Here is a 16,038-nt window from a genome sequence, read left to right as displayed (position 1 = left end):
ATGCTATCCATGGTATGTTGAAAAATGACGAACCTTTCGATAATACACGTTTTTATAAAATTTCAGAATCAGTCGAATAGTTAAAAATGAACGAAATACCTTTGACTTTGAACAGAGTATCTACATGCTTACCGGTGAGCGATCGTTTTATACCAGTGAGCAGTGATTGTATATCGATGGACAAGCGTTTTATATCGGTGATCATTCATTGTTAAGTGCTAGTCAATAATCATAGGCTATTGATGTAACTACCATGCCGGTCGGATTTTTTAACCTCGACTGAAATATTTAAAGACTTCAATAACTTTCAAAACAGGAGCAACCAGGTTACAAACCCCGTCACGCTTCAGAACCAGTGAATGCCATAATTTCTACGCTTTTTCTACGCTTTTTCTTCGTGTCCTTCGTGTCCTTCGTGTCCTTCGTGTCCTTCGTGTCTTCGTGTCCTTCGTGTCTTCGTGTCTTCGTGTCTTCGTGTCTTCGTGTCTTCGTGTCTTCGTGTCTTCGTGTCTTCGTGTCTTCGTGTCCTTCGTGTCCTTCGTGTCTTCGTGTCTTCGTGGTGATATGTTTTTTGATGTGCAAGTACTTCGTGGTGACATGGCCTTTGATGCACAGGTACTACCCCAAATCAGCATCTCTTTCACCGGTACTAATGCGTGCGCCTTCAAGCATATCCATGATATATACTTTGCCGTCACCATGCTGACCGCTATAGGCGGCCTGTATGATGGTTTCAAAAATAATTTCTACCAAGCTGTCCGGGGCGAAAATTTCAAGGCGTTTTTTAGGTAAAAAGGGCTTGTAATCTTGAACGTGTTGCGTACGTTCGCGACCAAAACCATCACAATCCATAACCGTCATACCGGGAAATCCGGGGACTTCCAGCAAAGCCATGGTGACATGGCTGAGCTTGTGAGGCTGAATAAAGGCACGTATTTCTTTCATTAATTTCCTTTAAAGTTCGTCAGGTTCGGCAAAATAGCGGTACAACGCCGGCAATAACGTCAAGGTTAAAAGAGTGGCCGTCAGTAAGCCACCAATAATTACTACGGCGAAAGGCTTTGCCGTTTCCGAACCGACACTGGTTGAAAGAGCGGCAGGAAACAGTCCCAGCATGGCCATCATAGCCGTCATTACCACCGGTCTGAGACGACTGACCGAGCCATTGACTATGGCATCATGCAGTGACTGGCCTTCCCTGCGCAGCTTGTTAAGTTGCGAAACCAAAATCACGCCATTTTGCACGGCAATACCAAACAAGGCAATAAAACCAACCGCTGCGGAGACGCTAAGATTAATCCCTGTCGCCAACAAAATCAGGATACCACCGATCATCGCGAAGGGCACATTCATAAGAATCAGTAGTGCATTTTTGATCGACATAAAAGCCCAAAACAATAACACAAAGATCAGCCCCAAACTGATCGGTACGATAACTGCCAAACGCTTCATTGCCCGCTGCTGATTTTCAAACTGTCCGCTCCAGACAATACGGTAACCCGGCGGTAAATCTACTTGAGCCGCCACTTTTTGCTGGGCTTCAGCGACAAAGCTGCCTTGATCACGGTCAATCAAATTACATTTAATGGCAATTCGGCGCATGTTGTCTTCCCGACTAATCCGGGAAGCGCCCTGATTGATTTTAATCGTCGCCAATTCCGACAGGGGGATACGCAAACCGCCAGGAGTTTGGACCGTCAGATTTTCCAGTCCCGCTACCGAATTACGGGCATTTTCTTCATAACGCAGGGTAATGTCAAAACGCCGCTCACCTTCCAGAAACTGCGACGCCGCCTTGCCACCCATACCGATTTCCATGACATGCTCCACATCGGCAACATTGATGCCATAACGGGATACCTTGGCACGATCAATATCAACCATGACCTGCGCCAAACCGGCTTGCTGCTCAGCCGCTACATCGGTTGCGCCACGAATAGAGGCCAGAATATGGGTAACCTGATCGGCTCTGTCCTGTAGGGTTTTTAAATCGCTACCAAATATTTTTACCGCAATTTCGCCCTTGACGCCGGAAATAGCTTCTTCAACGTTATCTTGAATTACCTGCGAAAAGTTGGTAAGGATTCCCGGAAAGATCGATAGTTCTTTATCCATCGCCTGCACCAGTTGATCTTTTTTCTTATAGCGCCAAGTATCTTTAGGATTAAGATCAATCAACACTTCAAGATTATTGAAGCCTTTAGGATCAGTACCATCTTCGGGCCGACCCAGTTGCGTCAAGACCATTTTGGCTTCGGAAAATGTTTCCAGTTTTTCGCGTACCTTACGCTCAAAGTCTTTGGCAGTTGTCAGCGATACCGGAGTTGGCAAGGTGATGGTCAACCAGATATTGCCTTCATCAAGCTTGGGCATAAATTCGGTGCCGATCATTTTCACCGACATAAAACTCAACACCAACGCGACGATTGCCGAAATAAACACCATGCGGGCATTTTTCAGCACCCATTCCAAAAGCCGCCGATAATGGTGTTCCATGGCGTGAACCAGCGGATTATGGCTTTCGGCCATTTTCGGCCCCAATAGATAAGTCAGCATCGCCGGCACAAAAGTCAGGCTGAATAACATGGATGCCACCAGGGCAAAACTGAGGGTATAAGCCATCGGTGAGAAAATTTTCTCTTCCACCCGCTGGAAAGTAAAAATGGGTAAAAAAGCGATGATAATAATCGCTTTTGAGAATAATATTGGTCGCCCCATTTCCGTGGCCGTAACCAGCAACGTTTGTCGCAGATGACGAATATCGACATTGCGATGCAAATCCAGGGTTACTTGTACCATGACCGCCTCAACCAATACCACGGCGCTATCGACGATGATCCCGAAATCTATTGCCCCCAGAGAAATCAGGTTGGCTGAAATACCGCCGAGATCAACCAGAATAAAAGCAAACAGCAATGATAACGGAATAATCAACGTTACCAAAAACGCCGCCATAAAGCGTCGTAAGAAGACCAACAGAATAATCATAATCAGTGCCGCACCTTCGAGCATATTATGCTCAACAGTGCGGATGGTATGACCGACCAGTTCAGTGCGATCATAAATAGGGGTAATTTTAACGCCTGGCGGCAAGCCAAAATCGTTGAGTTCTTTAATTTTCTCTTTAACGCCGCCCAGTACATTGACGGCATCGCGACCTTTGATCAGCAAGACAATGCCTTCAACGACATCATCGCGCTGGTTCATGCCAACGATACCGGTTCGCGGCTGCGGACCGACACCAATATCGGCAACATCCTTGATCCGCACCGGCACACCATCAAGAGTAGTGATGACGATCTCGCCAATTTCTTCGGCGGATTTTAACAAACCGATACTTCTCACCACCAGTGCTTCGTCACCATATTCGATATAGCCGCCGCCGGTATTATTGTTGTTGGCGGCAATGGCATCGAACACCTGCTTAAGATCGAGGTTGTAATTTTTCAGGCGATCAGGCTTGGCAGTCACTTTGTATTCTTTGACACCCCCACCGTAAGACACTACATCGGCAACCCCTTGAACCGTACGAATCTTCGGTTCAATCACCCAGTCTTGCAGGGCACGCTGCTCGGTTAGCGGTAAATTTTTGGCATCGACGACATACCGCAAAATTTCGCCAACACCGGTCGATAACGGCCCCAACTGAGGCTTACTATCGTCAGGAATGGCGGCATTTTGCAAACGTTCCAACACCTGTTGGCGGGAGAAATAATCCTCGGCACTATCTTCAAAAGTCAGAGTAACTACCGATAATCCAAAGATGGAAACCGAACGCATACTCATCAGATGCGGCAAGCCGTTCATCACGCGCTCAATCGGCAATGAGATAAGTTTTTCCACTTCTTCAGGTGCCTGACCGGGATATTGGGTGACAACCTGGACAAAAACATTTTGCACGTCCGGGAAAGCTTGTACCGGCAAATGTTCAAAAGCGATAATCCCGGAAATGGCAATAGCCAAGGTCGCGCCAATAACCATCAACCGCTGTTGCAGGCAAAATGCAATAATATGCTCAATCATGTCAACAGCCTCTTAAGGTTTATCACTACCGGTTTCGACTTCTTCTTCGGCACGTAGCGTTAGCGCACCTTCCATCACCAGCTTTTCACCAGACTGTAGCCCTTTCGTTATTACCGCTTTATCTTTTAAGCGCAAGCCTATTTCAACCGGGCGTTGCTGATAGCGATTTTCATCCAAAGCAATAAACACAAAATCAGCATCGCCTTCGGTAAAAACAGCGGTTAACGGAATCACAATAGCCTGATCGTCGGGGGTGCTGTTTACGGTAATGGAAGCATACATACCGGGTAATAAACGTCCATCCGGATTGGGCAGGTCGCAACGTACTTGTACGGTACGAGTCTTTTCATCCAATACTTGGCCTATGTATTCCACCGTGGCAGGAAAAATCTCGTTTGGATAAGCAGGGACAACAATCGATAATTTCTGGCCCAGCTTTATTTTAGCAATATTGACTTCAAAAACAGCCATCAGCAGCGTCAGCTTTTTGGTGTCGGACACTACAAATAAAGGCATCTCACGATCAGGACGAACTTCAATACCCGGATTGACATTACGCTCAACCACGATGCCGGAAACCGGCGAGCGTAGGGCAAAACGCCCGTCACTTTGCTGTGCGCTTATACGCAAGTTTTTTAATTTATCCTGAGTGCGGCGTACTTCGCTACGGGCACCATTAAAATCATTTTGCGCTTGCTCCAGATCTTTTTGAGCAATGGCTTTGCCCTCATAAAGCTCTTGCTGACGAGTAAAGCTTTTACTGCGCAGTATCAAATCAGCTTGCGCCTTGGCATAATCCGCCTCTGCAGCAGCGACATCCGGGCTATCCAGCTCCAGTAATATTGATCCTGCCTTAACCTGAGTCCCCAAGACAACCGGTATAGCAATAACGCGACCGGCAACGGGAGAGCTAATCCGTGAAGTGACACTTTCGTTATAATTTATTTTTCCGGTCAATGGCTCCAGCAAGGGATGCTGTGTCAAGCTCAAACTGGCGACCTTAACATAGGCTTTTTTCGGTGAATCAGGTGCCAAATGCACTTCGCCCTTTACTTTTGGCGGTTGCGGAACTGGCTGAGTTTTGTCAGCCGAATCGGAACAGGCCGTTAATACTGCTGCTACCAGTAACCCACATAAAAACTGTTTTTTTCTTTGATGAGGCATCTGTTTATTCGTGTCCATTATCTGCACAGGGCTAATTCTCAGGTTTTGGCAAGCTACGCCTTATAACTCGTTAGTATTTTATAGGGTCTTGACTATTGTTACTGCGAGCAATCGACGCATTATCGCCATCCACTGCCGCACCCAGAGATTTTTCCAGGTCGTAATAAGCATTGGCGCGATTGATCTCTGCTGCGTAATAATCCCGCATCACATTTTTATAACTACGCTGCGCTTCAATAAAGTCCAGTACACTGGTCGCGCCTTTACTGTAAGCCAGCTCGGAACTGTTTCTTACCGCCAGGGCATCATCAAGCAAACCATCCCTGAACCGTTGCACTATTTTGTTGGCACTGTTCCAGGTTGCCAAGGCGCCGATAACATCACTACGGATGCCCAGCTCAGTTTGCTCTGCAGCCAGTCGACTCTGACTTAAATTAACAGCGGCTTTATCGGCTTCGCCCTGATATTGATAAAACAAGGGTAACGGCACACTGACACCGACAAAGCCGGTATTAAGCGCATTGTTGCTGGGATCGTGAGCGTAGCCGCCAGTGACAGTCACATCGGGGTATTTAAGTCGCCGCGCTAATTCCAATTGCCTGTCCGCTTGTTCGGCACGCAATTTGTCACCCTGTAAATCAGGACGCTGCTGCAAGGCTTTGCTAATCAAATCCTCTTTAGAAAGGTTCTGACTGATATTATTGACTTCGGGCCACAGTTCTTTAGCTTCAAATTGCAGGCTTTTATCCGGCCAGCGCAAGATTACCGCCAAATCAGCTTGTGCCACCTCCACGGCAGCTTGTGCGTTATCGAGATCCGCTTGTCCACGCATGGCTTCCATTTTAACCCGCAAAAAATCAGACTCTGAAATGTCGCCTTTTTTCATGCGCAGACTGTTGGCTTTACTAATAATCTCGTAATGATCGACAATTTCCTGAGCAAGCCAGCGGTTTTTCTGCGTCTGTAATAATTGATAGTAACTATTCCTGACCATATTGGAAAAAATACGCACGGCATCCCGAAAATCGCTTTCGGCTGCTTGCGTTGCAAAACCGCTGCTTTGTATGCGCAAACCACGTTTACCGGCAACTTCAATCAACTGACTAAAAGAATAGTATTCAGCCGCGCCACAGGAAACATTTGAATCATGATTACAACCCGTCGCGTTGGAACCCTTATTCATATTACTGGCGCTAAGCTCTCCAATCTGAAAGCCAACCGTTGGGTTGGGAATAGCCGAAGCAATCACCGCTTCGGCTAAAGACCGGTCGATATTATATTGAGCAGCAATCAAATCAAGATTACGCTGATAAAAGATAGACAGCACTTCATCAAGTGAGAGCACCTGGCTCTGTGCTGCTGCATTAAAGGCATTAAGAAAGCTTAACAGCACCACGAAGGCCGCTGATTTTAAAGTTTTTTTGTTCATGAATTTTATCTACATGGAAGGCATTTAAAGACCAGGGAACCCGATAAATCTAAATATCATTTACCTAAAGTGGTGTTATGACCTGATTAGCTAGCCTATTTAAATACTTTAGTCGCTGTCTTTTCACTTGTTGCAAGCGATTATCATGCCAATCAATATTAGCCGTTTAACACACTGATTTTGTAAGTAAATAAATTTGGTACTTTGATAGCACGAGAAGATAAAAACCGCTAACAGGTGTAAATCAACCTATCCGCGGTTTATTTGCACAGACTTAAAATTCAAAATGCACGCGAACCCCATAGATATTTACCGGGCCACGATCAGCGTTGTAAGCCGGATTGGCTAAATATTGATAATCAAAGGAAAGCCAGCTAGAAGTAATCACATGCCATTGGTAGTAAATGTTGACCAACTGCTCCGGCCTGTAATTAATCTTGCCATCACCGATAAAGCCATCAATTCCACCCATATTTAAATAATCGACGTGTTGCTTTGAAATCCAACTCTGTGAATAGCCAAAACCTGCCGTGTCTTTTTCCCGTCCCCAACGCATGCCCTTGACTAACGTACCAAAAGATAACGATCGATCAGAGGAGGTATAAGAATAAACTTCTGTTTTCCCATCTGAATACATGCCCCTAAAAAACAGTCCCACATCTTCAGTGATTCGCTGTTCCATATTGATGCCAATACCCATTTTTACATTCGACTTTCTGGCCCAGCAAAGATCGGGGGCAGAAGAATTTTGAGAGTCATAATTATAGCCAAGGCAGGTTGTCGCATTTTTTGAGGGATCAGTTTGATATGCCGCGATAGCATCAGTAAAACTGCCCATATTTTCACGATTTCTATAGCCCAGAATTTTTATAGCCCCCGGTTGTTCTTTGATAATATGTTTATGCTCCAGCTCTACCTGATCACCATAATTCGTGAACATATAAAAATTCAAAGGTAAATCGTTAGGATGTTTAGGTGCAGCAATTCGTGCAAATCGAAATGCCCAGTCATCAAAATAATATTCGCCAACCAATCCCGTCGTATAGCCCCTTGCATCGGCAGCAAAGTCATAAGCCGCATTAGTCATAAAGGACATGTTTAAAAATTGGTGCCGAAGATCGCCTGCATAGATATTTTTATCGAAAAAATCGAGAATGCTAAAGGTACCTGCGGTAAAAACAAAACGGCGACTTTCGGCAGTTCCACCTAATTGCATCGGGCCCGATTTAACTTCAGCAGTTGTCCCGCCGAATGACAGCGTTTGCCGGTAATAAACCCTTGATAAATACCAGGTAGAATGGGTTTCACCATTTTTCTGCAGCTCAAAGTTTTGAATACTTCCGCCTATTCCCTTTAGTTCTGAAAGAGGTCGTCCGGAAAACATTTCCGGTGCGGCATAAAATTCAGCGCCTTTCCAGCCTTTAAGGCCAATATAAGAGGTAAATGTTGCGGTAAAACTGCGCTCAGCGCTGCGTGACAATGAATTGGTAGAGCCGTTTAAATTGGTATAGGCAGCAGGAAAGGCCTGTTTAAAACTGGAAATATAAGTCCCCTGTGAATAGATATTCCAGCGCTCATCTTTTAAGTCATGCCAGTCATGATCCGATAATAGTCCCATGATTGAAAATTCGTCTGCATCATATAATTCCGGATAGGACGCCGGTTCCTTGGCTTGAGCTGTCATCGCAAAAAATACAGAGCATAACAGCAAAATTTTTGAAATATTCATTCCTGTTAATATACTATGACTATGTTGATTTAATTCACAGGTGCCATAGCGGAACCATTTGATAATAGCAGGGGATTTCATGATTAAGGGGGGTATCGATTCTATTGAGTAACTTATTGCATTGGAGTTGTTTGCACAGTCTGCACGTAATACTGATTAACTTAACAGAGAACAAAAATGCAGCAGAAAATAAGCGGTCGGTAAAACAGGATTCCCGTAAAAACCATAGCCTGTCCCAAGTTAAATTTTAGCATTAGAATGGCATTAATCTGATCACTCCATTGCCTATGATCGACAAAGTAGCACCTTAATGTGACAGTCATATGACACTTTTTCTATACTATATCGTAAAGCTACACTGCAAACGTTTACGGTTGCGGATTTTTAATAAATCAAAAAAACCCAATGTAGGTTGGGTTAGCGATAGCGTAACCCAACATTTACAAGCAGTTGTCGGGTTACGTTGCACTAACCCGACCTACATTGATTTTCCGCATTTGTGACCGCTCAAAGTATACCTACACAACTTTTCCTCATAATAAAAACAATGAGATGCAGGAGCAATTGCCGACGACTGCACGGATGCAGGAGGTGGAGCAATTCAGGAACAATTGCCGAGGAGAGTAAAATCAAGCAGTTACATTCCCCTCATCCCAACCTTCTCCCTTTGGAGAAGGAGCAGTAAGACTTGTGTAGATACCTATGACTATATGGATGGAGTTTTGATCAAAACTTACTGACGCGCCACTAAATCTTTGAGTCTGAATATTTTTGGAATGCTGAAAGCGGAGAAGAATTATAAGCGGATATATCGATAAAGCTGGCCCGGCTAATGGTTATTGACTGACCTCAAAAATACTCTTGTATGAGACATACATCATTGTTGAAGTCAGCATATATAGGACCGGTGTTAACAAAGGTGTGACAACCGTACAAAGTAACGCCTCGACAATAATAAACCCCAGCGCTTTATATACTGCCTTTCGATTTCTGGAAACGGCATAATCACTGCGTTCTATTGCCTGACTCCAACTGTAATTTTTAAACAGCATCAACGGGTAACTAAACCAACTGGCAAAGGTAGTCAGCATCAATAAGGTAAAAATCAACGTGACATTAGCATACGCATAAATCCAGTTGGCTATCTCACGTGCAGACCGATGATCCAGATTCTCCGGAGTTAGCTCCCAATAAAAGAAGAATTGGCCGGTTTTATACAACTCCCCCGTTAAAAGGTTGGACACCAACATAAAGGCAAACCAAAAAAGTATAATGGTACCTGCCGCCAATACGGCTAATGGTAAACTTTTACTAACCGCCCAATAAATACTGATTGGATTTTCTGACGAACGCTTGAGATCAATATATTTTGTAATCCCTACGCCAACAAATAAGGCCGTTACCGAAAATAAAATACCCAGCAGCAGAGACGCTCGTCCAATCGTCATAAAAACCCCCACAAAGAGCGTGTATCCTGCCCAAAGCCAGGGGTCATGACTGACAAACAGCAATGACTGTTTAAGCCAATCACTGAATTTTACTTTTTTCACACTGAAATCCTGGAAATACCAACGGCTTTACGTAACTCCTTAATAAAAGGGACACTAACTGCCCGTGCTTTTATTGCGCCTTCCTGTAATTGTTCTTCAATATGTTCAGGGGCTTGTAATAAAGCCTCATAGCGTTCTCTTGCCGGAGTAATATGGTCATTAATATGTTCGAACAAAACCCGCTTCATTTCACCCCAGGCAATACCTTCTGCATAACGTTGGCGTATTTCAAGCACTTCTGCGGTAGTGGCAAAAGCCCTGTAGATACTAAATAAAGTACAATTATCCGGGTCTTTAGGTTCGCCCGGCTCCAGGGAATTGGTTTTAATTTTGTTGATCAGTTTTTTTAACTTTTTCTCGGGCTCAAATAACGGAATCGTATTGTTATAACTTTTGCTCATTTTGCGGCCATCAAGCCCGGACAAAATAGCGCCATGCTCATCAATCACTGCCTCAGGCAAAACAAAATGTTCGCCATAAATATGGTTAAAGCGTCCGGCAATATCCCTGGCCATTTCGATATGCTGTATCTGATCCCTGCCTACCGGCACTTTATTGGCATTGAACATTAAAATATCAGCGGCCATCAGTATCGGATAACTAAACAAGCCCATATTAATGCCTTTATCAGGATCATTTTCGCCACCTTGTTCATTGTCAGCAACCGCCGCTTTATAGGCATGCGCCCTGTTCATTAAACCTTTGGATGCCACGCAGGTTAACATCCATGTCAACTCCATAATTTCAGGCACATCTGACTGCCGATAAAAAACCGCATTTGACGTATCCAGCCCCAAAGCCAGCCAAGTCGCGGCAATTTCAAGACTGGATTGCCTGACTCTTTCCGGCTCCTGACATTTAATCAAAGCATGATAGTCAGCCAGAAAATAAAATGGCGTAACATTTTCATCTTTACTGGCATTAATAGCGGGTCTGATCGCGCCAACATAATTACCCAAATGCGGCGTACCCGTGGTGGTAATACCGGTTAAAACAATTGCTTTAGTCATCTGTTCCATCTATTTTTTACGTATTGGGAGTGAAATATTAACCAGATTCAAGCTGATATCCAACATTTGAATCCGGTAATAACTGTTGTCTCATGGTACTTCGGTATACCGGATTTTACTGATAAAGCAATTCTCAGATAGTGTACCGTTTATTTAAAGCAAGCGGTTATCATCAAGCTCACCAATAATATAGCCTTCCTCGACCGCCATTAATTTTGTGGCAATGATTTTATTTTCAACCGATTCATCGTTGTTCATCACACAACTGACTTTAAGGTAATTGGGCGTATAGCCAAACACCCGCTGTTTTCCGCCTTCGAGTGGTTCATGATAACCTTCCCATAGTACCGGAAATTGATTATCGATATTTTCCTGGCAAAACGCCAACTTCATATCATTCGCCAAAACATGCAACTGCTGACTACGCTGTTTTTTAATATCATTGGTCAGCTGATTTGGCAAGGTAGCCGCTTTTGTGCCTTCACGACTGGAATAGGTAAAAATATGAATATGCCCAAAACCGGTTTGTTTGATAAAGTTAAAACTGTCCTGCCATTCTTCCTCGGTTTCGCCGGGAAAGCCGACAATAATATCGGTAGTAATATTAAAGTGAGGAATTTGCGCCCGCAATTGACTAACAATTACGCTAAATTCTTCTGTTTTACAACGCCGCGCCATTCTACGTAGAACGGTATCCGAGCCACTTTGCAGCGGCAAATGTAAATGCGGCATCAAGCGTGGATTATGAAACAACGTAAAAAAATCTTCCGGTAATTCCCAAGGCTCTAAAGAACCGAGTCTAAGCCTTGGAATGTCTGTTTCAGACAAAATAGCGTTGATTAAATCGGATAAATTATTGCCCAAATCACTACCATAGCCACCTAAATGTACACCGGTAAGGATAACCTCAGTAATGCCTTGTTTATATAGGGCATTGATTTCATCTATAACAGCCTGCACGGGGCGGCTAATTTCATCACCACGCGCCACGGTAACAATACAAAATGTACAGCGATAACGACAGCCATCCTGGACTTTAACAAAAGCGCGTTGCCGTCCACGAGTAAATAATGATATTTCACCCGGCTCTGTGGACATCGCAGGCATAACGTCCATGTTAAGTTCGGTTAAGGTTTTTTCTACCAGTTGATCTTTATCCTTGTTACTCACAACCAAATCCACACCCAATAAAGACGCCGCTTCATCCTGATTTAAGGTCGCGTAACAGCCGCTAACCACCAATTTGGCTTGTGGATTATCGCGGTGTATGCGGCGAATAAGTTGACGTGATTTCCTGGCAGCGTCCTGCGTAACTGCACAGGAATTAATCACAATCAACTGGGCGGCTTCTGCCTGTTTGGTAATTGAATGCCCGGACTTTTGAAACGCTTGCGCCCAGGTTTCCAATTCTGCTTCGTTAAGACGGCAGCCGAGTGTTTTAAGGTGAACTTTCATTAATTATCCAAAGAACCAATAGGTAACAAAAATTGCGGCAATAATGCCAGCAAAATCGGCTATTATCCCACAGGCAGCGGCATGACGAATACGTTTGATACCCACCGAGCCAAAGTAAATGGCCAATACGTAAAACGTAGTTTCCGTACTGCCCTGTACGACAGACGCCAGACGGCCGGAAAATGAATCGGCACCATGTGTTTTCATGGTATCTATCATCATCGCTCTGGCACCACTGCCACTAAAAGGCTTCATTAAAGCCGTTGGTAGCGCATCAACAAAACGGTCATCAATGCCAAAATAATGCACGAGTGTCCTTGCCAAATCAGCGAGTATCTCCAAGGCACCGCTGGCTCTGAACACACCAATGGCAACCAGCATGGCCACCAGATAAGGAATGATTAATATAGCGGTTTGAAAACCTTCTTTAGCACCTTCTATAAAGGCATCGTAAGCATTAATACCTTTATAAATGGCACCAAAAATAAAACTGATGATTAACGAAAACAGAATAATATTACTGATTGCAGCAGATTGCTGAAGCATTTGCTGTTGCGGCAAGCTGGAAAAATAAACCAGCAGACCACCAACGACCAGCGTAAAGCCCCCCAGATAAGCCATGACAACTTTATCGAGTAAATTGATTTTTTGTACAAAAGCGACGGCAAGTAAACCGACCAGTGTGGATATATAAGTCGCAATTAAAATCGGAATAAATACGTCAGTGGGATTTGCCGCACCGAGCTGAGCGCGGTAAGTAAAAATAGTGATGGGAAATAGCGTAACGCCTGATGTATTAATAACCAAAAACAGAATTTGCGCGTTGGTAGCCGTATCAGGATTGGGATTTAATGTTTGCAGTTCCTTCATGGCCTTAATGCCTAAAGGCGTTGCGGCATTATCCAGGCCCAAGGCATTGGCGGAAATATTCATCACGATAGCGCCCAAGGCCGGATGTCCTTTGGGCACATCGGGCATTAAACGGCTAAATAAAGGCGTAAGACTTTGCGTTAATAACAGAATAAAACCGCTCTTTTCACCAATCCGCATAATCCCTAACCACAACGCCAGTACACCGGTTAAGCCTAGCGAAATTTCAAAAGCCGATTTAGACAAGCTAAACATGGCTTCCATGATTTGTGCAAAAACCTGCTGATCGTCTAGAAAAACCAGTTTAAACAGCGCAGTAAAAAAAGCGGCAAGAAAGAAGCAAATCCAGATGATATTTAACAAGACGGTAAACAGAATAAGTTAAGTAATAATTAACCTATTCTATTGCCTGAGATAGGGATTGTCTTGTTTTGAACAAAAAAGTGCTGGTAATCGTGTTATTGAATACAACCCAATACCTCGAATTTGCCAATATTGCGTTACGCGACTTGCTGAATAATCTGATTACGCACCAGAGATTTTATTGTCTCGGTACTGCCACAAGGGCAATGCCAGTATCAGTAAACTGGCCAGCCAAAGCAATAATTGAGGATTGGTGATTGTATAGACGAAGGCAATCCAGATTCTTTCGCCAACATTGGGGTAACTTTCGATAAAATCGTGCCCCATAAGGAACGTGCAAGTTTCGCCTACGATAATGGCTAGAACCATAAAAACCAGCGCATAAGCTCCCGTCCGTAACGGGGTTTTAAAAAGCACTGCGGTGATCAACATGGTCCACCCAAATAATTGGCTATAATTGATCGTGACCATTAATGCCGCATAAATCCTTTCGGTAACAATAGGATAGGCTTGCTCATAATTTGAGTTTTGCATAACAAAGGCCGTTTCGATGATAATTAAACTCAGACCCGTTACCACTAATACCAAACCGGTAATCTTGGCCCATTTCATTGAAAGGGTTTGTGTGCCAAATAAATCGTTAATTGCCTGTGCGAAAGTTAAGTTTTTACCTTTTGTGAAATAACTCATCAACATAAAACCGACTATTCCAATCACAGGTATAATGGTCTGCGGAGAAGGAAAGCTTAAATAGCGTCCATTCAATGCCAGCGCCTGTGATTTATATAAAGCAATAGCAACAAAAGCCAGCACCAAATAACGTATCCATACGCCACTCTTTTCTCTTATTTTATCGCTTAACCCATCCAGAGTGCGCCGCAGTATCAAGGCACCTAGTAATAAACTCAAACCGGCAATGCACAAGGCATGTAGCCGCTCGATCAGGCTGTAGCTGGTATACCAATTACCCGCTATCTGATTAATCAGCAAAACACTGAGTAGCTGGGTAAAACCGATAAAACCCAATAAACGAAGGGTTCCAAGCTCTACGAGCGCTTTGGATTGCCAGCCAACCACAAGTAATGTAATCAATCCTGCATAAAGCAACTGTTTCAGCCACAAAGGGTTTTCCGTTACGTTCCCGGTCAAGGGAAATACCAGTTTGCGGTCTGCCGAATAAAGCCCCCAATTGGCACCAACCACGCCTTCAAGTTGACTTTTCCACGGCTGATTAAATGCCTCGACAACGTTATAATCAAAACCGTTTTTATTAGCCAATTGCACCAACGAGCGAATAAATTTGGCTTCATTAACGACACTGGGTACTGCCCAACCACGCTGCCGTCCGGCACTGGGCCAACCAGACTCACCAATTAAAATCGGCTTATCGGGATAAGCTTCGCGGATTTTTCGATAATTTTTTTCTATGTGTGCGGCCGTTTCTTCAATTGTTAAGGGTTCATCTTCCCAATACGGCAAGATATGCACAGTAAAAAAATCAACTTCCTTGGCGATTTCCGGATAACGCATATAAAAAGACCAGACATCAGCATAAGAAACCGGCTGCTTAACCGCTTTTTTAACTTGGCGGATGTATTGCAGTAGCTGTTCCGGCTTTAACTCGCCTCTGAGCAGAACTTCGTTGCCGACAATAACCCGCTTGATAACATCGGGGTATTGGTTGGCGACTTTAATTAATTGATCAATCTCGGCCTGATTTTCCTCGGCCATGGTCATGCCACCTATCCAGGCACCCTGTATAACATTTAGACCATATTTTTGCGCCATAGCCGCGACATCCGTCAAGCCACGTGTACTGGCATAGGTACGTATGGTATGGGTTTCGGTAGATAGCAGACGTAAATCTTCGTCTATCTCTTGAGATGTAGGAAATACTTCTGTTAATGGACTTTGCCCTTCACGAAACGGAGCAAAAGAAACGCTACTGATTTTACCGTCAGGAACATCAGGCCCTGCATCCTGAGGTAAATTACTTAACCAGGACAACAGACCGTTAACAGAGATAACCAATAAAAAAAACAGAATGAGCCTGGAGATTTTCATATTTAAACTGACAACATTATTGATAAATTTAAGAGGGATATACTGTATTTCATGGAAATCACCGAGAGATAAATTAATATATAAATAACTATAATGACCTCAATTGTACAGTATCAAGATCCTGTTTTATAAAATATAGATTTTCAGATAAATAATTTCGATGCTAACGGATAACATCCCTTGAAGGGATGGTATCCGTAGGAGTTTACAGCGATGCGAATGGAAATTTAATTTCTGAAAGTCTATAGGTATTCTATTATTAGCAAATTATGAGCGGCATGCAATTTAGAATAGCCTCTCGACAACTATCAATCAATAACACATGAATACCGGAATAAAGCGGAATATCGGACATAAAAAAAGCCGATGCATAAACATCGG

General features: G+C 43.8%; 10 protein-coding genes. All 10 read right to left on the bottom strand.

What is annotated here, in order from left to right:
- Positions 1-618: 618 nt before the first annotated feature.
- Positions 619-945, bottom strand: a complete 327-nt coding sequence (locus N7974_RS14215; protein ID WP_262966256.1) for a P-II family nitrogen regulator — start codon at positions 943-945, stop codon at positions 619-621.
- Positions 946-954: 9 nt separating this feature from the next.
- Positions 955-4,023 (bottom strand): efflux RND transporter permease subunit, encoded by a 3,069-nt coding sequence (locus N7974_RS14210; RefSeq protein WP_262966255.1) that lies wholly within the window; start codon positions 4,021-4,023, stop codon positions 955-957.
- 12 nt (positions 4,024-4,035) lie between these two features.
- Positions 4,036-5,187 (bottom strand): efflux RND transporter periplasmic adaptor subunit, encoded by a 1,152-nt coding sequence (locus N7974_RS14205; RefSeq protein WP_262966254.1) that lies wholly within the window; start codon positions 5,185-5,187, stop codon positions 4,036-4,038.
- Positions 5,188-5,257: 70 nt separating this feature from the next.
- Complete coding sequence (locus N7974_RS14200) at positions 5,258-6,616, bottom strand: TolC family protein (protein ID WP_262966253.1); 1,359 nt, start codon at positions 6,614-6,616, stop codon at positions 5,258-5,260.
- 274 nt (positions 6,617-6,890) lie between these two features.
- Positions 6,891-8,345 (bottom strand): carbohydrate porin, encoded by a 1,455-nt coding sequence (locus tag N7974_RS14195; RefSeq protein WP_262966252.1) that lies wholly within the window; start codon positions 8,343-8,345, stop codon positions 6,891-6,893.
- An 836-nt stretch (positions 8,346-9,181) separates the two neighbouring features.
- Positions 9,182-9,895, bottom strand: a complete 714-nt coding sequence (locus tag N7974_RS14190) for a hypothetical protein (RefSeq protein WP_262966251.1) — start codon at positions 9,893-9,895, stop codon at positions 9,182-9,184.
- Entirely contained in the window at positions 9,892-10,905 is a 1,014-nt protein-coding gene (locus N7974_RS14185) for a tryptophan--tRNA ligase (protein WP_262966250.1), read from the bottom strand. Before N7974_RS14185 ends, N7974_RS14190 begins: the two co-directional genes overlap by 4 nt.
- 153 nt (positions 10,906-11,058) lie before the next feature.
- The gene (gene mtaB, locus N7974_RS14180) at positions 11,059-12,360 is read right to left on the bottom strand and encodes a tRNA (N(6)-L-threonylcarbamoyladenosine(37)-C(2))-methylthiotransferase MtaB (RefSeq protein WP_262966249.1); all 1,302 of its coding nucleotides are present in this window, start codon (positions 12,358-12,360) and stop codon (positions 11,059-11,061) included.
- A gap of 3 nt (positions 12,361-12,363) precedes the next feature.
- The gene (locus tag N7974_RS14175) at positions 12,364-13,593 is read right to left on the bottom strand and encodes a nucleoside recognition domain-containing protein (RefSeq protein ID WP_262966248.1); all 1,230 of its coding nucleotides are present in this window, start codon (positions 13,591-13,593) and stop codon (positions 12,364-12,366) included.
- A gap of 162 nt (positions 13,594-13,755) precedes the next feature.
- Complete coding sequence (locus N7974_RS14170; protein ID WP_262966247.1) at positions 13,756-15,657, bottom strand: glycoside hydrolase family 17 protein; 1,902 nt, start codon at positions 15,655-15,657, stop codon at positions 13,756-13,758.
- Between the last annotated feature and the right edge of the window lie 381 nt (positions 15,658-16,038).

This window comes from Methylobacter psychrophilus (genome assembly GCF_025583945.1).
Lineage (GTDB): Bacteria > Pseudomonadota > Gammaproteobacteria > Methylococcales > Methylomonadaceae > Methylobacter_C > Methylobacter_C psychrophilus.
Note: the sequence above shows the minus strand (reverse complement) of the source record. Positions and strands in the feature narration are given on the sequence as shown.